The organism is Gelidibacter salicanalis, from assembly GCF_007997285.1.
Classification (GTDB): domain Bacteria; phylum Bacteroidota; class Bacteroidia; order Flavobacteriales; family Flavobacteriaceae; genus Gelidibacter; species Gelidibacter salicanalis.
The window spans coordinates 577,836-600,556 of the sequence record NZ_VORX01000002.1 but is presented as its reverse complement, the minus strand read 5'-3'; the positions used below and the strand labels follow the sequence as shown (position 1 = coordinate 600,556).

General features: G+C 37.6%; 18 protein-coding genes and 5 tRNA genes. All 23 read right to left on the bottom strand.

Translation table 11 applies throughout. The features are described 5' to 3' along the window. Positions 1-15: 15 nt before the first annotated feature. Positions 16-333: a DUF3467 domain-containing protein gene (locus tag ES711_RS05745; protein ID WP_146891228.1), complete on the bottom strand. Its 318-nt coding sequence runs from the start codon at positions 331-333 to the stop codon at positions 16-18. 181 nt (positions 334-514) lie between these two features. Beyond that, positions 515-4,816: a DNA-directed RNA polymerase subunit beta' gene (rpoC, locus tag ES711_RS05740; protein ID WP_146891225.1), complete on the bottom strand. Its 4,302-nt coding sequence runs from the start codon at positions 4,814-4,816 to the stop codon at positions 515-517. Positions 4,817-4,908: 92 nt separating this feature from the next. Further along, complete coding sequence (gene rpoB, locus ES711_RS05735) at positions 4,909-8,721, bottom strand: DNA-directed RNA polymerase subunit beta (RefSeq protein ID WP_146891222.1); 3,813 nt, start codon at positions 8,719-8,721, stop codon at positions 4,909-4,911. A 139-nt stretch (positions 8,722-8,860) separates the two neighbouring features. Continuing rightward, positions 8,861-9,235 (bottom strand): 50S ribosomal protein L7/L12, encoded by a 375-nt coding sequence (rplL, locus tag ES711_RS05730; RefSeq protein WP_146891219.1) that lies wholly within the window; start codon positions 9,233-9,235, stop codon positions 8,861-8,863. Positions 9,236-9,294: 59 nt separating this feature from the next. Further along, the gene (gene rplJ / locus ES711_RS05725; protein ID WP_146891216.1) at positions 9,295-9,816 is read right to left on the bottom strand and encodes a 50S ribosomal protein L10; all 522 of its coding nucleotides are present in this window, start codon (positions 9,814-9,816) and stop codon (positions 9,295-9,297) included. An 18-nt stretch (positions 9,817-9,834) separates the two neighbouring features. Then, positions 9,835-10,524, bottom strand: a complete 690-nt coding sequence (rplA, locus tag ES711_RS05720) for a 50S ribosomal protein L1 (RefSeq protein ID WP_146891214.1) — start codon at positions 10,522-10,524, stop codon at positions 9,835-9,837. 11 nt (positions 10,525-10,535) lie between these two features. Then, complete coding sequence (gene rplK / locus ES711_RS05715) at positions 10,536-10,973, bottom strand: 50S ribosomal protein L11 (protein ID WP_146891211.1); 438 nt, start codon at positions 10,971-10,973, stop codon at positions 10,536-10,538. Between the two features lie 68 nt (positions 10,974-11,041). After that, entirely contained in the window at positions 11,042-11,599 is a 558-nt protein-coding gene (nusG, locus tag ES711_RS05710; RefSeq protein ID WP_146891208.1) for a transcription termination/antitermination protein NusG, read from the bottom strand. Between the two features lie 14 nt (positions 11,600-11,613). Beyond that, positions 11,614-11,808 (bottom strand): preprotein translocase subunit SecE, encoded by a 195-nt coding sequence (gene secE, locus ES711_RS05705; RefSeq protein WP_146891205.1) that lies wholly within the window; start codon positions 11,806-11,808, stop codon positions 11,614-11,616. An 86-nt stretch (positions 11,809-11,894) separates the two neighbouring features. Beyond that, positions 11,895-11,967 (bottom strand) — tRNA-Trp (locus ES711_RS05700). A gap of 61 nt (positions 11,968-12,028) precedes the next feature. Then, on the bottom strand, positions 12,029-13,216 hold the full coding sequence (gene tuf / locus ES711_RS05695; protein ID WP_146891203.1) for an elongation factor Tu: 1,188 nt from the start codon (positions 13,214-13,216) through the stop codon (positions 12,029-12,031). 67 nt (positions 13,217-13,283) lie between these two features. Further along, positions 13,284-13,355, bottom strand: a tRNA-Thr gene (locus ES711_RS05690). 155 nt (positions 13,356-13,510) lie between these two features. Continuing rightward, positions 13,511-13,583: transfer RNA gene (locus tag ES711_RS05685), tRNA-Gly, on the bottom strand. A 179-nt stretch (positions 13,584-13,762) separates the two neighbouring features. Next, positions 13,763-13,844, bottom strand: a tRNA-Tyr gene (locus ES711_RS05680). Positions 13,845-13,934: 90 nt separating this feature from the next. Next, a tRNA-Thr gene (locus tag ES711_RS05675) sits at positions 13,935-14,008 on the bottom strand. 111 nt (positions 14,009-14,119) lie between these two features. After that, a complete protein-coding gene (hpf, locus tag ES711_RS05670; RefSeq protein ID WP_146891200.1) occupies positions 14,120-14,422 on the bottom strand; it encodes a ribosome hibernation-promoting factor, HPF/YfiA family in 303 nt (100 codons plus the stop codon). Positions 14,423-14,504: 82 nt separating this feature from the next. After that, entirely contained in the window at positions 14,505-15,416 is a 912-nt protein-coding gene (locus tag ES711_RS05665) for a tyrosine-type recombinase/integrase (protein WP_146891197.1), read from the bottom strand. 94 nt (positions 15,417-15,510) lie between these two features. Next, positions 15,511-15,705 (bottom strand): 30S ribosomal protein S21, encoded by a 195-nt coding sequence (rpsU, locus tag ES711_RS05660; RefSeq protein ID WP_146891194.1) that lies wholly within the window; start codon positions 15,703-15,705, stop codon positions 15,511-15,513. A 145-nt stretch (positions 15,706-15,850) separates the two neighbouring features. Next, the gene (locus ES711_RS05655) at positions 15,851-16,120 is read right to left on the bottom strand and encodes a hypothetical protein (RefSeq protein WP_146891191.1); all 270 of its coding nucleotides are present in this window, start codon (positions 16,118-16,120) and stop codon (positions 15,851-15,853) included. Positions 16,121-16,197: 77 nt separating this feature from the next. After that, the gene (locus tag ES711_RS05650) at positions 16,198-17,607 is read right to left on the bottom strand and encodes a carboxypeptidase-like regulatory domain-containing protein (RefSeq protein ID WP_146891188.1); all 1,410 of its coding nucleotides are present in this window, start codon (positions 17,605-17,607) and stop codon (positions 16,198-16,200) included. A 736-nt stretch (positions 17,608-18,343) separates the two neighbouring features. After that, positions 18,344-19,510, bottom strand: a complete 1,167-nt coding sequence (locus ES711_RS05645) for an acyl-CoA dehydrogenase family protein (protein WP_146891185.1) — start codon at positions 19,508-19,510, stop codon at positions 18,344-18,346. 16 nt (positions 19,511-19,526) lie between these two features. Then, entirely contained in the window at positions 19,527-20,420 is an 894-nt protein-coding gene (locus ES711_RS05640) for a ComEA family DNA-binding protein (protein ID WP_146891182.1), read from the bottom strand. 9 nt (positions 20,421-20,429) lie between these two features. Continuing rightward, the gene (locus ES711_RS05635; protein WP_146891179.1) at positions 20,430-22,502 is read right to left on the bottom strand and encodes an amino acid carrier protein; all 2,073 of its coding nucleotides are present in this window, start codon (positions 22,500-22,502) and stop codon (positions 20,430-20,432) included. Positions 22,503-22,721 lie beyond the last annotated feature (219 nt).

Here is a 22,721-nt window from a genome sequence, read left to right as displayed (position 1 = left end):
GGGATTTTTTGTGGGTTATGCTTGGCCAGTCGGGCCAAAATTTAATGGTATCGGTGGTTGTTCATAATCCTTAATTTCACCATGGGCATTTTCAAAACGCTTGACATTCTCGCCTAAAGCCTTGAGCAAACGCTTGGCGTGTTGTGGCGTCAGGATAATTCGTGACTTCACTTTGCTTTTAGGTGTTCCGGGCATGATGCTTACAAAATCAACAACAAATTCAGAAACAGAATGGTTGATGATTGCTAAATTGGAATAAATACCTTCCGCAATTTTTTCATCCAATTCAATATTGATTTGTCCTTGTTTTGGGTCTTCTTTGATGTCGCTCATAATATGTACTTACAATCCTGAAAAATCAGGAATTATATTTTTAAAATTGGTCTCTTGAAAAAACTGACGATTTTGAGAATCAACTATGATTCACCATGATTGTTAACTTATTTAAAAGATTCCCGCCTGCGCGGGGATAATTTGATGAACCACTTCTGTAAAAAACAGAAGTGGCATCTCATTAATTAAAATTCAACTCTTCTTTAGCTTTCATCATTTGGTTGAATTCTTCTTTAGAACCAACGATGATGTTCTCGTAACGTCTTACACCAGTTCCCGCAGGAATTCTGTGTCCGACAATTACGTTTTCTTTCAAGCCTTCTAACTCGTCAACTTTAGCGCTTACTGCGGCTTCGTTAAGTACTTTAGTCGTCTCTTGGAACGATGCTGCTGAAATAAACGATTTAGTCTGTAATGACGCTCTCGTAATCCCTTGTAATATAGGAGTTGCTGTAGCCGGTTGTGCATCTCTTGCAACAGCCAACTGACCATCTTCTCTTCTAATCACAGAGTTTTCATCTCTTAACTGACGCATTGTAACAATTTGTCCTGGTTTAAGTGTCTTAGAATCTCCAGCATCTTCAATCACCTTCATTCCGAAAATTTTATCGTTTTCTTCAATGAAATCTGATTTATGAGCCAATTGATCTTCTAAGAAAATAGTATCACCAGAATCAATGATTCTAACTTTACGCATCATTTGTCTTACCACTACCTCAAAATGCTTGTCATTAATCTTCACACCTTGTAAACGATATACTTCTTGTACTTCATTTACCAAGTATTGCTGCACTGCTGAAGGTCCTTTAATATTTAAGATATCATCAGGAGTGATTGACCCATCAGATAAAGGCATACCGGCTTTCACATAATCATTTTCTTGAACAAGAATCTGACTAGATAGTTTTACCAAATATTTCTTAACCTCACCTAATTTAGACTCGATAACAATCTCACGGTTACCTCTTTTGATTTTTCCAAAAGAAACAACACCATCAATCTCACTTACTACAGCTGGATTTGAAGGGTTACGTGCTTCAAATAACTCAGTTACACGTGGTAAACCTCCTGTAATATCACCAGACTTAGCTGATCTACGTGGAATTTTCACCAATACCTTACCGACGTTAATTTTCTCGCCATCATTAATCATAATGTGAGAACCTACAGGTAAGTTGTAAGAGCGTATGGCGTTACCTTTAGCATCCTGAATGTGCAATGTCGGAATCAATTTCTTGTTTCTAGACTCAGAGATTACCTTCTCTTGGAATCCTGTTTGCTCATCAATTTCAACTTGGTAAGTGACACCTTGGTCAATATTTTCATAAGCTACCTTACCGGCGAACTCAGAAATAATAACCCCGTTATATGGATCCCATGAACAAATGACGTCGCCTTTCTTCACTTTATCTCCTGGCTCGCAGTAGATGAATGATCCGTAAGGAATATTATTCGTACTTAGTGTAATTCCTGTTTTAGCATCCACCAATTTGAATTCAGAAGTACGAGAAATTACAACATCAACAGCTTCGCCATTGCTATCTTTTCCTTTGACTACTTTTAAATCTTCAATTTCAGCTATACCGTCAAATTTAACCGTCAATTTATTTTCTTCAGAAATGTTACCCGCAATACCTCCAACGTGGAAGGTACGAAGTGTTAACTGTGTACCTGGCTCTCCAATAGATTGGGCAGCAACGACACCAACAGCTTCACCTCTTTGTACCATCTTACCGGTAGCAAGGTTACGTCCGTAACATTTAGAACAAATTCCTTTTTTAGCCTCACAAGTTAATGCTGAACGTACTTCAACCGACTCTAAAGCCGAATTTTGTATGCGTTTTGCGATTGGATCATAAATGTGCTCACCTGCACCAACAATAAGTTCTTGAGTTAATGGATCGTAAACATCATTTAATGACGTTCTACCCACTACTCTATCTTCAAGAGTTTCAATGATCTCCTCATTTTTCTTCAATGCAGAAACTTCAATACCTCTTAATGTTCCACAATCTTCACTGTAGATAATAACATCTTGAGATACATCTACCAAACGACGTGTTAGGTAACCAGCATCTGCCGTTTTAAGTGCGGTATCGGCAAGACCTTTACGAGCACCGTGAGTAGAGATAAAGTATTCTAAAATTGATAGACCTTCCTTAAAGTTAGAAAGAATCGGGTTTTCAATAATCTCTCCACCACCTGCATTAGATTTTTTAGGCTTCGCCATCAATCCACGCATCCCGGTTAACTGACGAATCTGTTCTTTAGATCCACGAGCACCAGAGTCAAGCATCATATACACTGAGTTGAATCCTTGTTGATCTTCACGGATACGTTTCATTGACAATTCAGTCAATTCCGCATTTGTAGACGTCCAGATATCAATAACTTGGTTGTAACGCTCATTGTTGGTAATAAGACCCATGTTATAGTTGGCCATAATACCATCAACTTGTTTGTTGGCGCTATCAATCATGCTTTGTTTTTCCGGCGGGATAATAATATCACCTAAACTAAATGATAATCCACCTTGGAAGGCAAATTTATAGCCTAAATCCTTGATTTCATCTAAAAACTCAGCTGTTTCAGGAACAGAAGTTGCTTTTAGGATGTTACCAATAATATCTCTCAACGATTTTTTAGTCAATACTTGATTGATATATCCTGCTGCAGCTGGTACTTTCTCGTTAAAGAGTACACGACCAACAGTAGTTGACACAATCTGTTTTACTAATTCTCCTTCTTCGTTAAAGTCTTCAGTTCTTACTTTGATTGCCGCGTTTAAATCGACCATCTTTTCATTGTAAGCAATGTTTACTTCTTCTGCAGAATAGAATGTTAAACCTTCACCTTTCACTTTAACCTCATCCGTAGACTTGCGTTCCTTGGTCATATAGTAAAGACCAAGCACCATGTCTTGAGAAGGTACAGTAACAGGAGAACCGTTAGCAGGGTTCAAGATGTTATGAGAAGCCAACATTAATAATTGAGCTTCTAAAATAGCCTCAGGTCCTAATGGTAAATGCACTGCCATTTGATCCCCATCAAAATCGGCATTAAACGCCGTACATACTAATGGGTGCAATTGGATTGCTTTACCTTCAATTAACTTAGGCTGGAACGCTTGAATACCTAGTCTGTGCAACGTTGGAGCACGGTTTAAAAGAACCGGATGTCCTTTTAAAACATTCTCTAATATATCCCAAACTACAGGCTCTTTACGGTCTATAATTTTCTTTGCAGATTTTACTGTTTTTACGATACCACGCTCAATCAGTTTTCTGATGATAAACGGTTTGTAAAGTTCAGCTGCCATGTTTTTAGGCAATCCACATTCAAATAATTTTAATTCTGGTCCAACGACAATTACCGAACGTGCTGAATAATCCACACGTTTACCAAGTAAATTTTGACGAAAACGTCCTTGTTTTCCTTTAAGGGAATCAGATAACGATTTTAATGGCCTGTTAGAATCTGTTTTTACTGCAGATGCTTTACGTGTGTTGTCAAATAATGAATCTACTGATTCTTGCAACATACGTTTCTCATTACGTAAAATTACCTCAGGCGCTTTGATCTCAACCAAACGCTTCAAACGGTTGTTACGAATAATAACACGACGGTACAAATCATTTAAATCTGAAGTCGCAAAACGACCACCATCTAAAGGCACTAACGGTCGTAATTCTGGTGGAATTACTGGAATCGCCTTCATGATCATCCACTCAGGTAGATTCTCACGATTGGCGTTAGAGTCACGGAAGGCTTCAACAACCTGTAAACGTTTTAACGCTTCAGTTTTACGTTGTTTAGACGTTTCAGTGTTTGCTTTATGACGTAATTCAAAAGATAAATCGTTTAAATCAATTCTTGAAAGTAAATCAATCAAACATTCAGCACCCATTTTGGCGATGAATTTGTTTGGATCATTATCATCTAAATACTGGTTGTCTTGTGGAAGGGATTCAAGAATTGTCAAGTAATCTTCTTCCGTTAAGAAATCTAATCTTTGTAATGGTTCTCCGTCGATATTTTTGGCATTACCTGGTTGAATTACGACATAACGTTCGTAATAAATAATCATATCCAATTTCTTGGAAGGTAACCCCAATACATATCCAATTTTGTTTGGTAATGAACGGAAATACCAGATATGAGCTACAGGCACTACCAAATTAATATGCCCTACTCTGTCTCTACGTACTTTCTTTTCAGTTACTTCAACACCACAACGGTCACAAACAATACCTTTGTAACGGATGCGTTTATATTTACCACAAGCACATTCAAAATCCTTTACAGGACCAAAAATACGCTCACAGAACAAACCATCTCTTTCTGGTTTGTGTGTTCGATAATTAATAGTTTCAGGTTTAAGAACCTCACCTCGAGATGCTGCTAAAACAGACTCTGGAGACGCTAAACCAATGGAGATTTTATTAAATCTCTGTACTGTATTCTTATCTTGTCTTCTTGCCATTTTTTATGGTACTAACAAATTAAAATTTAATTTTTTGGATTGGGTAGAGACAGATAATCATCTGTCTCTACCACGGAATAATATCTGCGATATTATTCCTCCAATCTAATATCTAATCCTAATCCTTTCAATTCGTGCATAAGTACGTTGAAAGATTCAGGTAGTCCTGGTTCTGGCATTGGCTCTCCCTTAACGATTGCTTCGTAAGTTTTTGCTCTACCGATAACATCATCAGATTTTACTGTTAAGATCTCACGTAAGGTTGCAGATGCGCCATAAGCTTCAAGTGCCCATACCTCCATCTCACCAAAACGCTGACCACCAAACTGAGCTTTACCACCCAATGGTTGTTGTGTAATTAATGAGTATGGTCCTATTGAACGTGAGTGCATTTTATCATCCACCATATGTCCTAGTTTCAACATATAAATTACACCAACAGTTGCAGGTTGATCAAAACGATCTCCCGTACCACCATCATATAAATATGTATGTCCGAAACGTGGAATTCCAGCTTCATCCGTCAATTCATTAATTTGATCTAAAGTAGCCCCATCAAAAATTGGAGTTGCATACGTACGACCTAATTTTTGACCAGCCCATCCAAGAACCGTTTCATAGATTTGACCAATGTTCATACGAGAAGGTACACCAAGTGGATTCAATACGATATCTACCGGAGTTCCATCTTCTAAGAATGGCATATCTTCCTGACGTACAATACGCGCAACGATACCTTTGTTACCGTGACGCCCTGCCATTTTATCACCAACTTTCAGTTTACGTTTCTTAGCGATGTAAACTTTAGCTAATTTGATGATTCCCGCTGGCAACTCATCTCCTACAGAAATTGTAAACTTCTCACGACGCAACGACCCTTGAAGGTCATTTTCCTTAATTTTATAATTGTGGATCAAATCCGCAATTAAACCATTAGTATGATCGTCAGTAGTCCAAACTCCTGAAGTTAAATGCGTATAATCATCTACAGAGTTTAACATCTTTAAGGTATACTTTTTACCTTTTGGAATGATTTCCTCTCCAAGATCATTAAAGATACCTTGGGCAGTTTTACCGTTTACAATAGCGAACAATTTATCAACCACAACAGCTTTTAAATCGTCAAACTTTCTGTAGTAAACTGATTCTAATGCATCAATATCCTCCTTATCTTTAGCTCTCTTACGTTTGTCTTTTACAGCTCTTGAGAATAATTTTTTCTCAATAACCACACCGTGTAATGATGGAGATGCTTTTAAAGACGCATCTTTTACATCACCAGCTTTATCACCGAAGATTGCTCTTAATAATTTTTCTTCTGGTGTTGGATCAGATTCACCTTTTGGTGTGATTTTCCCGATAAGGATATCACCTGGTTTGATCTCAGCACCAATACGAATCATACCATTTTCATCTAAGTCTTTAGTAGCCTCTTCAGAAACGTTAGGAATATCATTAGTCAATTCTTCGTTACCTAATTTGGTATCTCTAACTTCTAATGAATACTCATCAATATGAATCGATGTAAAAATATCATCACGTACTACTTTTTCAGAAATCACGATCGCATCCTCAAAGTTGTATCCTTTCCATGGCATAAATGCCACTTTCATGTTACGACCTAAAGCGAGCTCTCCGTTTTGAGTAGCATAACCTTCACAAAGTACTTGTCCTTTTTTAACTTTATCACCTTTGGTTACAATAGGCTTTAAGTTAATTGACGTGCCTTGGTTGGTTTTTCTGAACTTCACTAATGGATAGGTTTTGGTATCACTATCAAAACTTACCATGGCTTGTTCTTCTGTACGTTCGTATTTGATGGTGATTTCGTTGGCATCTACATACTCAACAGTTCCATCACCTTCTGCATTAATCAATACTCTAGAGTCTGAAGCTACTTGACGCTCTAATCCAGTTCCTACAATTGGTGCATCAACACGCAATAATGGTACTGCCTGACGCATCATGTTAGATCCCATCAAGGCTCTGTTGGCATCATCATGCTCCAAGAATGGAATTAACGATGCTGAAATTGAAGCTACTTGGTTAGGAGCAACGTCAGTATAGTTAGCGTTAGCTGGATCAATTACTGGGAAATCACCTTCTTGACGGGCAATAATTTTATCTTCAGTAATTTTACCTGTAGAATCAATCTTGATGTTTGCTTGCGCAATCAACATATCTTCTTCCTCTTCGGCACTTAAATAGGTTGGTTCATTTTTAATGTCAACAACACCATCCGTAATTTTACGATAAGGTGTTTCAATGAAGCCCATTCCATTCACTTTAGCATACACCGAAAGTGATGAAATCAGACCAATATTTGGTCCCTCAGGAGTTTCAATAGGACATAGACGTCCGTAGTGGGTATAGTGAACGTCACGAACCTCGAATCCTGCACGCTCTCTAGACAAACCTCCAGGTCCTAATGCTGATAGACGACGTTTGTGCGTAATCTCAGCCAATGGATTGGTTTGATCCATAAATTGAGATAATTGATTCGTTCCAAAGAAAGAGTTGATTACAGAAGACAAGGTCTTCGCGTTAATCAAATCGATTGGTGTAAACACCTCATTGTCACGAACGTTCATACGCTCACGAATTGTACGTGCCATACGGGCTAAACCAACACCAAATTGTTGAGATAATTGCTCCCCTACTGTACGTACTCGACGGTTAGAAAGGTGGTCAATATCATCAATCTCAGCTTTAGAGTTGATAAGCTCAATTAAATATTTTATAATTGTAATGATATCCAATTTGGTAAGCACTTGCTTATCCATACCGATATCCAATTGTAGTTTTTTGTTCATTCTATAACGACCTACTTCACCTAAAGAGTAACGTTGGTCAGAGAAGAATAATTTGTCAATAATACCACGTGCAGTCTCCTCATCAGGCGGCTCCGCGTTACGCAATTGACGGTAGATATGTTCAACAGCTTCTTTTTCAGAGTTTGTTGGATCTTTTTGTAGCGTATTATGGATGATAGAATAATCGCCTTGCTGAGCACTCTCTTTGTGTAAAAGAACAGTTTTTGCATCAGCCTCAAGAATCTCTTCGATATTGTCTTTATCTAAAACAGTATCACGATCAAGTACAATTTCGTTACGTTCAATTGAAACTACTTCACCGGTATCTTCATCAACAAAATCTTCGTGCCATGTGTTCAACACACGAGCTGCCAATTTACGACCAATGATTTTCTTAAGTCCAGACTTAGAAACCTTAACCTCTTCAGCAAGGTCAAAAATTTCAAGAATGTCCTTGTCACGTTCAAAGCCGATAGCTCTAAACAAGGTAGTAACTGGTAATTTTTTCTTACGATCGATATACGCATACATCACTTGATTGATATCTGTAGCGAATTCAATCCACGACCCTTTAAAAGGAATAACTCTGGCAGAGTATAATTTAGTTCCATTCGCATGGAAAGACTGACTGAAGAAAACTCCTGGAGATCTGTGCAATTGTGAAACGACAACACGCTCAGCACCATTAATACAGAAGGTTCCACTTGGCGTCATGTAAGGAATGGTACCTAAATACACATCTTGAACGATAGTCTCGAAGTCCTCATGTTCAGGATCTGTACAATACAATTTCAAACGCGCTTTTAATGGCACACTGTACGTTAATCCTCTTTCAATACATTCTTCAATAGAATATCTTGGTGGATCAATGAAATAATCCAAAAACTCCAAGACAAATTGATTGCGAGTGTCGGTAATTGGGAAGTTTTCCATGAAGGTGTTGTAGAGACCTTCATTCCCTCTTTGTTCAGATTTAGTCTCTAATTGGAAAAAATCCTGGAAGGATTTTATTTGGATATCCAGAAAGTCAGGATAATCCGTTCTATTTACAATAGAAGAGAAATTTAATCTTTCAGCTTTTTGTGCTAACATCGATGAACGAGATTTTGATTAAAAAAAATAGTAGTTTTTTTATGTACTTTTAATATACACAAAAGGGTTTAGGTCATTCCGTCCCGATTACTATCGGGATTGGGAAGACCTAAACCATAAATTGTAGTTTGGGCTAAGCTTATTTAAGCTCAACTTCTGCTCCAGCTTCTTCTAATTGAGCTTTTAAAGCTTCTGCTTCATCTTTAGAAACACCTTCTTTAACGTTACTTGGTGCGCTATCAACTAATTCTTTAGCTTCTTTCAAACCTAAACCAGTTAATTCTTTTACCAATTTAACAACTGCTAATTTTGAAGAACCTGCTGCCTTAAGAACAACGTCAAATTCTGACTGCTCTTCAGCGGCTTCAGCACCAGCACCACCACCTGCAGCAACTGCAACTGCAGCAGCAGCTGGTTCGATACCGTACTCATCTTTTAATATTGTAGCTAATTCGTTAACTTCTTTTACTGTTAAGTTAACTAATTTTTCTGCGAAATCTTTTAAATCTGCCATTTTCTATCGTTTTAATAATTTTAATAAAATATAATTTGTTTAAGTGCGTACTTGTTTGATTATCCTTCTCTTTCGGATAATGTTTTGACGATGCCTGCTATTTTGCCACCACTTGACTTAAGTGCAGAGATAACGTTTTTAGCTGGAGATTGTAACAATCCTACGATGTCTCCAATTAACTCTTCTCTAGACTTGATGTCAACTAATGCATCTAATTGGTCATCTCCAATATAGATTGCTTCTTCTATAAAAGCACCTTTAAGCAAAGGCCTATCAGACTTTTTACGGAACTCTTTTATAACTTTAGCTGGAGCATTACCAGTTTCAGAATACATTACAGAAGTGTTTCCTACTAAAGTTGTTGGCAAGTCGCCAAAATCTTTATCAGAAGCTTCCATTGCTTTTGCTAGCAATGTATTTTTTACAACGGCCATTTTAATGTTTGCTTTAAAGCAAGCACGTCGTAAATTTGAAGTGGATCCAGCGCTTAATCCAGAGATATCTGTTAAATAGATATGTGTATTATCCGCTAATTGAGCAGTCAACTCTTCAATAACTTGTGATTTTTCTTCTCTTGTCATAATATTAAAGTTTAACTACTAACCTATTTTAGTATCAATTGATATACTTGGACTCATGGTACTTGACATAAAGATGCTTTTTACATACACACCTTTAGCCGCAACAGGTTTCATTTTAATTAAGGTTGTCAACAGTTCGTTAGCGTTGTCCATCAACTTGTCAGCAGTAAATGATGCTTTCCCGATTGGAGCGTGAACGATACCTGTTTTATCAACTCTAAAGTCAATCTTACCAGCTTTAACTTCTGCAACTGCTTTAGCCACATCCATTGTTACTGTTCCTGTCTTAGGGTTTGGCATTAAACCTCTTGGGCCTAATACGCGTCCTAAAGGACCTAATTTACCCATGATTGCAGGCATGGTAACGATCACGTCAACATCTGTCCAACCATTTTTGATTTTCTCAAGGTATTCATCCAATCCTACATAATCAGCACCTGCATCTTTAGCTTCCTGCTCTTTGTCAGGTGTTACTAATGCAAGAACTTTCATGTCCTTTCCTGTTCCGTGAGGTAAAGATACTACACCTCTTACCATTTGGTTTGCTTTACGAGGATCTACTCCTAGTCTTACAGCGATATCCACTGAAGCATCAAATTTTGTGTAAGTGATTTCTTTTAATAAAGTTGTAGCCTCCTCAAGAGTATAAAGTTTGTTTTTGTCAACTTTAGCTCTTGCCTCTTTTTGCTTTTTTGTTATTCTAGCCATTTCAGAAATGTTTAATTAGGTTTTTTACCTGTTACGGATATACCCATTGATCTTGCTGTACCTGCAACCATATCCATAGCTTTCTCTGAAGTAAATGCATTTAAATCTTGCATTTTGTCTTCAGCAATCGCTTTAATTTGATCCCAGGTTACTTTTGCTACCTTCTTTCTGTTCGGTTCTCCAGATCCTTTTTTTACTTTGGCCGCTTCCAATAATTGTACCGCAGCTGGTGGAGTTTTAATAACGAAATCAAACGATTTATCCTTGAATACAGAAATCACAACAGGTAATACTTTACCTGGCTTATCCTGAGTTCTAGCATTAAATTGCTTACAGAATTCCATGATATTAACTCCAGCAGCTCCTAAAGCGGGTCCTACCGGCGGCGATGGATTCGCTGCGCCTCCCCGAACTTGTAGCTTAACTACTTTACTTAATTCTTTTGCCATTTTTAAAATTTTAGTTGCATAACTCTCCATTGGAAGCCGAGAGGCATGCGATCTATATGTAACAATTATTAAACTTTTTCAACTTGCATATAACTCAACTCTAATGGTGTCTTTCTTCCAAAGATCTTCACCATTACTTCAAGCTTACGCTTCTCTTCGTTAATCTTCTCAATCGTACCATCAAAACCGTTGAATGGACCATCGATTACTTTAACTGTTTCACCTATTGTAAATGGAATGGCCACATTGGCATTCGCATCAACTGTAAGTTCATCAACCTTACCTAACATTCTGTTTACTTCAGATTGTCTTAACGGCACAGGTTCACCTCCTTTTGTTTCACCCAAAAATCCAATAACGTTGGTTATGGATTTAATGATGTGAGGAATCTCGCCACTCAAGTTGGCTTGAATCATGATATAACCTGGAAAATAAACTTTTTCTTTATTGATTTTTTTTCCGTTACGGATTTGTATTACTTTTTCAGTAGGCACCAAAACTTGGTCAACGAAATCTTCTAGACCCAAACGGGTAATTTCGTTTTCAATATAAGCTTTGATCTTGTTTTCTTGACCACTAACGGCCCTTACAACATACCACTTTTTATTTCCACTAGTTTCAGACATTCTTTATTTGTATTTTACTTAATCCAGTCGAAATAAGCTTCGATAACTCCACTAAACACTGTATCAACTCCCCAAATTGCCAAGGCAAATATAATTGAGAATACAGCTACTACTATGGTTAAACGCTGTGCTTCTGCCCATGTTGGCCATGTCACGTTGTTTTTTAATTCACCAAAAGATTCCGAAATATAATTTGCAAATCCTGCCATTATGGTTGTGTTTATTTCAAAGCAAACGCTTTTAATTTTTTATTATAATCATTTAAATTATTGGACTAATAACTTAAATTGTTTTGCACGGGTTGAGAGACTCGAACTCACGACACCTGGTTTTGGAGACCAGTGCTCTACCAACTGAGCTAAACCCGTAAACATAATCAAGGCACCCTGAATATTCAAGACGCCTTAATTAATATTTTGACCATTATAATTAGTCTAAGATTTCAGTTACTTGACCTGCACCTACAGTTCTACCACCTTCACGGATAGCGAAACGTAAACCTACTGTCATTGCAATTGATTGAATCAATTCTACTGTAATAGTTAAGTTGTCTCCTGGCATTACCATTTCAACACCTTCTGGAAGCATAATGTTTCCTGTCACGTCAGTTGTACGTACGTAGAACTGTGGACGGTAGTTGTTGTGGAATGGTGTATGACGACCACCTTCTTCTTTTTTCAAGATATAAACCTCAGCTTTAAACTTAGCGTGTGGCTTAACAGATCCTGGCTTAACGATAACCATACCTCTTGTAATTTGAGATTTTTCAATACCTCTTAACAAGATACCTGCGTTATCTCCAGCTTCACCTCTATCAAGGATTTGACGGAACATTTCAATACCAGTAATAGTAGAAGTTAATTTCTCAGCTCCCATACCGATGATTTCTACTGGATCTCCAGTTTTAGCAATACCAGTTTCGATACGACCTGTAGCAACAGTTCCACGACCAGTAATAGAGAATACATCTTCAATAGGCATTAAGAAAGGCTTGTCCATATCACGAACTGGCTCTTCAATCCAAACGTCAACTTCTTCCATTAATTTAAGAAGAGCGTCTACCCATTTTTGTTCACCGTTAAGTGCACCTAAAGCAGAACCTTGAACAACAGGACCATTATCACCATCATAATCGTAGAATGATAATAAATCTCTGATTTCCATTTCAACTAGTTCTAATAACTCTTCGTCATCAACTAAGTCAACTTTGTTCATAAATACAACCATTCTAGGAATACCTACTTGGCGACCTAAAAGGATGTGCTCACGTGTTTGTGGCATAGGACCATCTGTTGCAGCAACAACCAGAATAGCACCATCCATTTGAGCAGCACCAGTAACCATGTTCTTTACGTAATCCGCGTGACCTGGACAGTCAACGTGAGCGTAATGACGATTAGCTGTTGCATATTCTACGTGAGATGTATTAATTGTAATACCTCTTTCTTTTTCTTCTGGAGCGTTATCAATTTGATCAAATGATTTTGCTTCTGAAAAACCTGCATCAGCTAATACTTTAGTAATAGCTGCAGTCGTAGTTGTTTTACCGTGATCCACGTGTCCAATAGTACCTATGTTAAGGTGTGGTTTTGAACGATCGAAAGTTGCCTTTGCCATGTTTAATTTATTTTAATCTTAATTTATATTAGTGTTCAAAAATTTAATTTTGCTTATTTTAAAAAAGAGCCAATGACGAGAATTGAACTCGTGACCTCTTCCTTACCAAGGAAACGCTCTACCCCTGAGCTACACCGGCGGTTGATTTACGCTAGCCGATTTTAAGATCTACGATTCGTAAATCACAGTACGGAGCTCGTAAATTAATCTAGAGCAGGACACCACGCCAAGTTGTTGCGATGATATCCTCTTTAAGAGCGGATCGACGTTATACGTGATCACATTTCACTTTAGAGCGGGAGACCGGGTTCGAACCGGCGACATTCAGCTTGGAAGGCTGACGCTCTACCAACTGAGCTACTCCCGCAATTTTTAGAAATTTCCGTTTAGAAATTTCAAACCTCATTACCTAATGAACGTAATCATGTTAATTATGAACTAACGCGCTAGGCTCATTAATCCTGTCCGAATTACTCCGAACGAGTACTTTCAAATTAAGTTTTGCAAAAGTAAGCATTTTTATGATACCAATTTTGAAAAACTTTGTGGGGAGAGCAGGATTCGAACCTGCGAAGACGTAGTCAGCAGATTTACAGTCTGCCCTCGTTGGCCGCTTGAGTATCTCCCCAATTATTCAATCTGTGTTAATGAACTCTTAACTGGTTGCCCAGTTCTTTTATCGAAGAGAAACAATCTCAAAAACTCTAGGAGTTTTTTGAGCCGATAGAGGGACTCGAACCCACGACCTGCTGATTACAAATCAGCTGCTCTAGCCAGCTGAGCTACATCGGCTTTTTATGATCTTTCTCTTCAATAAAAAAGCCCGCTATTTCTAACGGACTGCAAATGTATAGAAATATTTAAGTTTTCAAAACATTTTTTTTATTTTTTTTCAAATAATTTTCAAATATGTGTTCTTAACTTCTCTTTTCTTCGTTTTAGCTGTCTTTCAAGTGACGACACAGCCATGTCTACACCTTCTTCAAATGTTTTACATTGCTTCTTTACCACAAAGCTATCTCCTGGCACATTTACTCTGGCCTCAAAAATTTTATTTTCTTTGTCGCTGGTATTTTCAACTTTTAGATAGACATCAGATTGAATGACCTTATCATAAAACAAATCTAACTTATCCATTCTTTTTTGAATAAAGTCGATCAACTTCTTGTCTGCACTAAAGTTAACTGATTGAATGTTTACTTTCATCTGTTGTGGTTTTAATAAATTAGCAGCATAATATTTATACACCTTCAGTCTAAAAATTTTATGCCTTCATTTGGGTTAGACACTAGTTATTATTTATACTTCTTGGATGTGCACTATCGTACACCTTTTTTAATTCCGCGATACTATTGTGGGTATAAACCTGTGTAGCCGCTAAACTGGAATGTCCAAGCAATTCCTTTACCGCATTTAAATCAGCACCTTCATTAAGTAAGTGGGTCGCAAAAGAGTGCCTCAAAATATGCGGACTCTTTTTTACTTTTAAAGATGCTTTACTAAAATACTCATTTATAATTCTGTAAACAAGGGTTTCATATACTTTTAACCCTTTTTTGGTTAGAAACAAATATTCAGAATCTTGAACCCTGTTTAGAGTGCTTCGAAATTCTAAATACTGCTTGGCCGTTACTACCACCGCATCAATTAACGGGATAAAACGTTCTTTATTCCGTTTTCCCAGTACTTTTAAAGTTTTATTGGAGAAATCTATATCTTTCATCTTAATGTCAATCAGCTCTATGCGACGAATGCCTGTAGCATAAAACAATTCCACAATCAATCGATTTCTTAGGCCTTCAAAATCAGACTCAGTTTCCAAAATCTTCATCACATCGCCCATCTCTTTTTGCGAAAATGGAATTTGAACTTTTTTGGTCATTTTTAAAGCTCTGTGTTTGGATAGCGGATTTGCTTCAATGGTTCCGGTCTTGATCAAAAATTTAAAATAGGAATTTAAAGCGGAAATTTTCCGATTAATTGTTCGGTTGGATATTTGAGTTTCTACCAACGCTACGATCCATGTTCTTATTTGGGAATAATGGACATCTTGAATAGTTTTATAGCCTGACTCCTCTGCCATAAATTCTGAAAACGCTTCAAGATCTGTAAGGTACGCCTTGACCGTCAGTTCAGAATAGTTCTTTTCGTGACGGAGATATTCTGAAAAATAGGCGAATTCTGAATGTGGTGCAGACATGTAACAATCAATTGAGGTGTTCAGATTTTAAATATAGGGTAAAAAAAAATTCCTGCTCATGCAGGAATCCTTTTTTATAATAATCAATAAACGCTTACACGTTTTCTTGATCTCTTAATCGTTGAACGTATTGTGCTTTTTGTATCAAAGCTCTGTGCTCTACTGAAGGTTTGTTAAACTGTTTACGAGTCTGTAATTGACGTTTCGTCCCCGTTTTATCAAACTTTCGTTTATAACGCTTTAACGCTCTATCTATTTGTTCTCCTTCTTTAATTGGTATTATTAACATAGTGTCTTAACCTCCTCTCTTTTAGATTTTTCAGGCTGCAAATATAAAAAGTAAATTATAATCTGCAATTAAAAATTTGAAAATTGTTGGGAGCTCACTACAAAGTCAATAATTATTTTAAATTTAAATATTACTCTAGCGAATCTTATAGACGGTTTTTCTGAACTTGAGACCTACTAGAATTTCTGAATTTTAATATTTGAAAAATCAAGGTAGGCAACGCAAATAGCGTGAATAACCACCAATTGTTAAAGATGAATTCTGAGTCCATAATAGTAACCGTGATGGCAGCAATTAAAAACAACATGTTGTACACACCCAGAATTCGTAACGTAGTCGTGTTTAAGGCGTTTTTATTGAGAAACAGATCATAACTAAAGTAAGGTGCTAAAACAGCTGCTGTTATATAAGACATTTCATTCATATGTAAACCGTTTTGTTTTCTCTAAAGATATAGGAAAAATGCTCATTTAAACGCTAACGTCCGTAGTATTAATCTTTAAACAATGACGAACGCTTCGTCAGATCTTGGATCAGCTTTTCATCCTCCTCACTTTCCAAGAGCGTGTTATAGTTTCTCCAAAATTCCTTGTTATATGGTTTTACAGCGAAAATGTCAGGATCCCAAGAATGTTGCAATGCTTCATTTATACGGTCAGCATCCAAAATAATTTCAGTAAATAGAACTTCTTGAACGGTATAATAAAAACGCTCATCAGTATTGGTTTCTTCTTCCATGACTTGGCCAGGCTTGGTTGGCTTGTAACCCACATTCACTAATTTAGGAGTTTCGTAATAGATATAATTAGGATACATTTTTCCCTGATATTCTCTAAAGGTCATCGTAATTTTATGGTTGATTTGTGTGTCAAAAAGAGTCTTACTTCTGCTCTTTTGCGCCTTTGATGCGGCTTCCAACTCATATTCCAGTTTCTTAATGGCATAATTATCGTAGTAAATGTAGAGCCAACCTTTGGCGTGATACCCATCATTAAAGACACCTTTCGTCTCCAGATTTACATACTTATGGCTTTCAGAAATTTTTATTTTATAAAGCTTCCGATCATTGTCCACCAAAATGGTATCCAAACGGAATTGGTGGGTATCCAACACATCCTCGCCAAATAAAGCACGCGTGGCGTTAACATTTCTAAACACATTTAACTTGCTTTCAAACAAGTTTTGAAGACCGTTAATTCGCGTATCATTCCATTTTATGGCTTTTACCAAACTCGATGTTTTAATGGTATCCCGCCTTAGATTACGCGCCTGTAAGTTTACTCTATTGGCGTTTTCTTTCAAATATGCCGTATAGGTTAGCAAGCTATCCACGTCACGCAAATCATAACTTTTCCGAACTTGATCTACATTTATTTTAAGATTCTCTTTGGATGGTGAGGTATAAGCCGAGTCATACACTGTTATGGCACTCTCGATAAGCCATTTAAACTCTCTTCGGTTGCGTTCCTTATGACGTAAAAATCCTTTTTGTAAATAGGGTTGTTCTGGCATATTCACTGAAAGCTTTTCTAATGCTTTAAGCACAATATCGTTTCCGGTTTTAGGACGGGTTTCTGCCACCAATACAATTTCATCTAAAGACGCCACATCTTCCTCCAGATAAATTTCTTGGGTATTGTCAAAATCACTAACTGTGGTTTTAAAACTTTTATATCCGATGGAGGAAATCACCAAAGTATCACTTGCAAATTGCAGCGGCACTTGCAACACAAACTTACCATCGGCATTGCTGACTGTTCCAATGGTGGTGTTTTGCACATAGATGCTGGCGCTTTCAATAGGCATCAAAGTCCCGAAATCAGAAATTTTATTTTTCAGTTCTTTTTGAGCGATCGCGGAAAAACATAAAAAGCAGAGCGCTAAGGTGAGTAGGTGTTTCATGTTGTAGATGGTAGATTAGTAGTGACTTGGGCTTAAAAGTATAAAAAAAAACCTCATTTGAGTGGACTTAAATTCACTAAATGAGGTTTTTATATGTTGAGATGCGAGACTATATCCTCGCTAAGTTGCCGGCTTATAATCCTTCTTGTCAATCACCATCTTGGCGATAATTCCGTTGGGAATGTTCGCCAAATGCTGATTTAAAATATTAGGTGGCAGGTTTATAATCCTTTTTATCAATCACCATTTTAGCGATAATTCCGTGAGGAATGTTCGCCAAATGCTGATTTAAAATATTAGGTGGCAGGTTTATAGTCCTTCTTATCAATCACCATTTTAGCGATAATTCCGTGAGAATGTTCGCCAAATGCTGATTTAAAATATTAGGTGGCAGGTTTATAGTCCTTCTTATCAATCACCATTTTAGCGATAATTCCGTGAGGAATGTTCGCCAAATGCTGATTTAAAATATTAGGTGGCAGGTTTATAATCCTTTTTATCAATCACCATTTTAGCGATAATTCCGTGAGGAATGTTCGCCAAATAGTGATTTAAAATATTAGGTGGCAGGTTTATAGTCCTTCTTATCAATCACCATTTTAGCGATAATTCCGTGAGGAATGTTCGCTAAAATGGTGATTTAAAATATTAGGTGGCAGGTTTATAATCCTTTTTATCAATCACCATTTTAGCGATAATTCCGTGAGGAATGTTCGCCAAATAGTGATTTAAAATATTAGGTGCTAGGTTTATAGTCCTTCTTATCAATCACCATTTTAGCGATAATTTCTCTCAAAATTTCAGAAGTGCCGCCGCCGATTGGGCCTAGTCGGCTATCACGAAGCATTCTTGCCAATGGATAATCTTCCATATAGCCATAGCCGCCTAAAAATTGCAGACACCCGTAAATAATTTCATCAGCCATTTTAGTGGCGTGCAATTTAGACATGGTCGCCTCTTTCACTACGTATTCGCCTTTATTCAAACGGTGGGCTACAGAATAATTGAATTCCTTGGATATTTCCATTTCCGTATAGTAATCGGCAACTTTATGACGCAGAGCTTGAAATTTATCAATGGTTCTGCCAAACGCAGTACGCTCAGACATATACTGCACCGCATATTCCAAGGCAAACTCAGCTCTGGCATGGGCGTTAATCCCCATAATCAAGCGTTCCAAGGCAAAATGTTGCATAATGTAAGGAAAGCCTTTGCCTTCTTCGCCCATCAATTGATCGGCTGGAATGGTCACATTATCAAATGCAATCTCTCCAGTATCTGATGCTCTCCAGCCCAACTTGTCCAATTTAGTAGACGAAATCCCTGGGGTATCTCTGTCCATCACAAAAATGCTCATCCCGTTGTGTCCTGCATCTGGATCTGTTTTGGCAGCAACTATCAAATAATCACTGTAAATACCGTTAGTGATAAAGGTTTTAGAACCATTAATCACATACCTGTCCCCCTGTTTTATTGCTGTGGTGCGCATTCCTGCAACATCACTTCCACCAAAAGGCTCGGTGATACATAAACACCCAATTTTATCGCCGGTAATACTAGGCGCCAAATACTTTTCTTTGATGTCATGACTGCCCTCCTTATTAAGGTGGGTCATGGCCAAATAAGCATGAGCCCACATAGCTGCAGCAAAGCCTCCCGAATTTATCTTTTGTAATTCCTCAAGAAAAATAACCGTGTAGAATAAATCGAGATCCATTCCGCCATAAGCTTCAGGATAATTGATTCCGAAGAAGCCCATATCTCCAAACTTTTTCCAAATAAATCGTTCAATAGTTCCTGTTTTTTCCCACTTGTCAATATGCGGAACGACCTCTTTCTTTAAGAAATCTTGTAAACTTTTTCTAAAAAGTTGATGTTCTTCTGTGAAGTACATGCTGTTCATACGTTGTCTTTTTCATTTAATTAAGTTTCAAATATAACGTAATTATCTCAAATTTTTGAACTGGAAATTTTTTAACTAACAGCAGTTCGTCAAAAGATTTGAAGCCTTCTCTAAGGGTGCGTTGTTCAATTATATGGTGTGCAATCTCATAATCGATATGCTGTACGGTGACTAATTGTTCTTTGCTTGCGCTATTCAGATCAATCTTTTCCACAACTCTAGGAGTCTTTACTGCAAAATCATTCAATAGGCGCGAAATGACTTCTGGCGTTAATCCATAAATATCCTGCAGTTGGACTTCTGAAATAAATCCACCCTTAAATTTGTTCCGATACTTAATAATATTATCAGATATTTTTTCGCCAATCCCGTTTATTTTTTGCAAATCGAGTGCTGTAGCGGTATTTAAATCTTGTTTTTGGGCGTAGGTTTTTGAAGCATAATTTTTCTGATCTTGAGTTTTAGAATAATCCACCCAATGGGCTTTAGGTTTCGGATTTGTAACCCAATCTGGAAATTTAAATAGTGGTGACAAAACAGTCAGCATAGAATCAGAAACCTTGGTAACGTCTTGAAACTGTTGTGCAGAATTGATCCATTGATCTTTAGCTCTAAATGCTAACAACCGGTCAATTTCCTCAGGTGTCATCCCAAGCGTATAACCCTTATAATCGGTAATGAAATTGGGGTTAAAAGGATACACTTTAGGAATGTTCTTTTCAGAGGCGATTTGTTTGAGCGAATCGACCTGCTGTCTAAAGTATTCTATTTCCTCATGTTTAGTATGGCTAACGTTAGGTGAAAAATCTACAAAAAAATAAACCGCTTGCGCAACAACGATGAGTATGGCTAATAAAAAAATCCCATTTCGTTGACTGTTAGAAAACTTGAAATGGGATTTGATTGCCATGATGACATTTTAATTATTAGGCTCTTGCTTTTTATAAAGCAAATTAGCCTTGAGTTTTACGATATACGCATCCAAATCAAATTTGACTTCTTTTGACATGATGTAAAGCCCAATAATATTAGGGAATGACATAGCCAAAATCATCATATCTGAGAAATCTAACACAGCGCCTAAACTTACTGAAGCTCCAATAACCACAAATACTAAGAATAACATTTTGTAAATGAATTCGATTTTTTTGCTTTTCCCAAATAAGTATGTCCAAGCTCTCATTCCGTAGTAGGACCATGAAATCATAGTAGAGAACGCGAATAAGAATACTGCTACCGCCAACACATATGGGAACCAAGAAATTTGACTTCCAAAAGCATCAGACGTTAACTGCGCTCCTGCCAAACCTTCAACTTCGTGCATTCCGGTAAAGATCAAAACAAGTGCAGTTAATGTACACACTACAACCGTATCAATAAAGGGCTCTAATAATGCCACAAAGCCTTCAGATGGTGGGTGATTGGTTTTTGCCGTACTATGTGCAATAGCGGCAGACCCAACACCGGCCTCATTAGAGAACGCGGCCCGCTGGAAACCAACAACCAGTACCCCAATGACACCACCTTTTAAAGCGGAGGCACTAAATGCACCATCGTAAATAGCAGCAAATGCAGGTCCAACGTTTTGAATGTTCATAATAATCACGGCCAAGGCTGCAACTATATATATGGAAGCCATAATTGGCACAACTTTTCCCGTTACTTTGGCGATACTGCTGATCCCTCCAATAATTACCACACCAACTAAAATCGCTGTAATAATTCCAAACCAGAATCCGTTACCCACTAATACTGGAAATTGTCCAGCCATTTGTTCAAAAGACTGATTGGCCTGAAACATGTTGCCACCTCCAAAAGAGGCGCCAACTGCCAATACGGCAAATAATCCGGCCAATACTTTTCCTAAGCCTTTCATTTGACGTTTTTCGAGTCCGTAACGCAAATAGTTCATTGGGCCACCAAATACACGTCCATCAGGTAAAATATCTCTGTATTTTACGCCTAAAGTACATTCTACAAATTTTGTTGACATCCCCAAAAGTCCACAGACAATCATCCAGAATGTTGCGCCTGCTCCACCAACCGAAACAGCTACCGCAACGCCGGCAATATTCCCCAAACCAACAGTTCCAGAAACTGCAGTCGCCAAGGCTTGAAAATGGGTTACTTGTCCTGGAGCGCTCGGATCATCATATTTTCCACGTGCTAAATCTATAGCATGCTTAAAACCTCTAAAGTTTATAAAGCCCATTCTTATTGTAAAGAATACGGCTCCCACGACCAACCAAATCACAATAAATGGAATTGGCTTTGTTAATGGATCTCCATTAGGATGTGTCAGCACTACTGGCTCATCATATATAACTTGAGCGAAATTATGGGCGCCTTGCTCAATGACGTGTTTACTATTGTCAGAATTATAAATGACCTTCCCTTCTGCCGTAAGATGTTTTAAGGTTCCTTGAGCGGAAGAATTTACAATAATTTCTTTGCCTTCCTTATCAGTTATAATTGTTATGGGTACATCTTTAGACACTTGAGCGCCTTCAGGTTTGAGCCACTGCTTAAGTGTATATTTATTTTCAACTTCATTAGTCCAATCTGGCACCCCAATTTGCTTTTCATCTGCATAAACCACTGGGTCATAAACCCCAATTGCGGCAAAAGGATCCCAAAATAAAATAGCCCCAAGTGCAGCCACTGCTGGGGTCATCGTTCCGTTAAATACTTCTGTAATTGCGCCTGTCTTAACGGTATAAACCGCGGTTTTGGTATCGCCATTGGAATCTGTCACCACTACGGTATAGGGCACACCTTCAGTTAAACCCATTGCTTTATTGGAGCTTAAAGGCGTGTTTTGGTCACTCCATCGGTAAGTATAAGGCGCAACCCCTCCTGATGCTGTAACGACAATAACACCATCATTGATAGCTTCTGATGGGTTTACTATATCTCCCTTAATATCTAGATCTTGAGCAAAAAACAAAACAGGAAAGAGCGTGATAAATAGGGTGAGAAGATACTTCTTCATAAGGGAATTTTGTATTAGTTAGTTATAATATTTGGTTAAAAACACCACAAGATGCTAAAAAAAAATGATTTTATAAAAATTTGGTTGTTAAAATGAAAAATATGATAAACATCGGGAGGCTTAAGAATGGTGATGGGTTTTATCATAATTAAAATTTGAGGTTATCGAGATGAAACCTCCATAAGAAATGCTTAAGCATCTCGTAATAACCAATGAAGT

Coding starts and splice junctions, on each gene's coding strand:
- ES711_RS05635 (WP_146891179.1), bottom strand. CDS start 22,502: ATGAAGAAGTATCTTCTCACCCTATTTATCACGCTCTTTCCTGTTTTG.
- hpf (WP_146891200.1), bottom strand. CDS start 14,422: ATGAAAGTAAACATTCAATCAGTTAACTTTAGTGCAGACAAGAAGTTG.
- rplJ (WP_146891216.1), bottom strand. CDS start 9,816: ATGACAAGAGAAGAAAAATCACAAGTTATTGAAGAGTTGACTGCTCAA.
- ES711_RS05745 (WP_146891228.1), bottom strand. CDS start 333: ATGAGCGACATCAAAGAAGACCCAAAACAAGGACAAATCAATATTGAA.
- ES711_RS05645 (WP_146891185.1), bottom strand. CDS start 19,510: ATGAACAGCATGTACTTCACAGAAGAACATCAACTTTTTAGAAAAAGT.
- ES711_RS05655 (WP_146891191.1), bottom strand. CDS start 16,120: ATGTCTTATATAACAGCAGCTGTTTTAGCACCTTACTTTAGTTATGAT.
- nusG (WP_146891208.1), bottom strand. CDS start 11,599: ATGTCTGAAACTAGTGGAAATAAAAAGTGGTATGTTGTAAGGGCCGTT.
- rplL (WP_146891219.1), bottom strand. CDS start 9,235: ATGGCAGATTTAAAAGATTTCGCAGAAAAATTAGTTAACTTAACAGTA.
- secE (WP_146891205.1), bottom strand. CDS start 11,808: ATGGCAGGATTTGCAAATTATATTTCGGAATCTTTTGGTGAATTAAAA.
- tuf (WP_146891203.1), bottom strand. CDS start 13,216: ATGGCAAAGGCAACTTTCGATCGTTCAAAACCACACCTTAACATAGGT.
- rplA (WP_146891214.1), bottom strand. CDS start 10,524: ATGGCTAGAATAACAAAAAAGCAAAAAGAGGCAAGAGCTAAAGTTGAC.
- ES711_RS05665 (WP_146891197.1), bottom strand. CDS start 15,416: ATGTCTGCACCACATTCAGAATTCGCCTATTTTTCAGAATATCTCCGT.
- rpoC (WP_146891225.1), bottom strand. CDS start 4,816: ATGGCAAGAAGACAAGATAAGAATACAGTACAGAGATTTAATAAAATC.
- ES711_RS05640 (WP_146891182.1), bottom strand. CDS start 20,420: ATGGCAATCAAATCCCATTTCAAGTTTTCTAACAGTCAACGAAATGGG.
- rpsU (WP_146891194.1), bottom strand. CDS start 15,705: ATGTTAATAATACCAATTAAAGAAGGAGAACAAATAGATAGAGCGTTA.
- ES711_RS05650 (WP_146891188.1), bottom strand. CDS start 17,607: ATGAAACACCTACTCACCTTAGCGCTCTGCTTTTTATGTTTTTCCGCG.
- rpoB (WP_146891222.1), bottom strand. CDS start 8,721: ATGTTAGCACAAAAAGCTGAAAGATTAAATTTCTCTTCTATTGTAAAT.
- rplK (WP_146891211.1), bottom strand. CDS start 10,973: ATGGCAAAAGAATTAAGTAAAGTAGTTAAGCTACAAGTTCGGGGAGGC.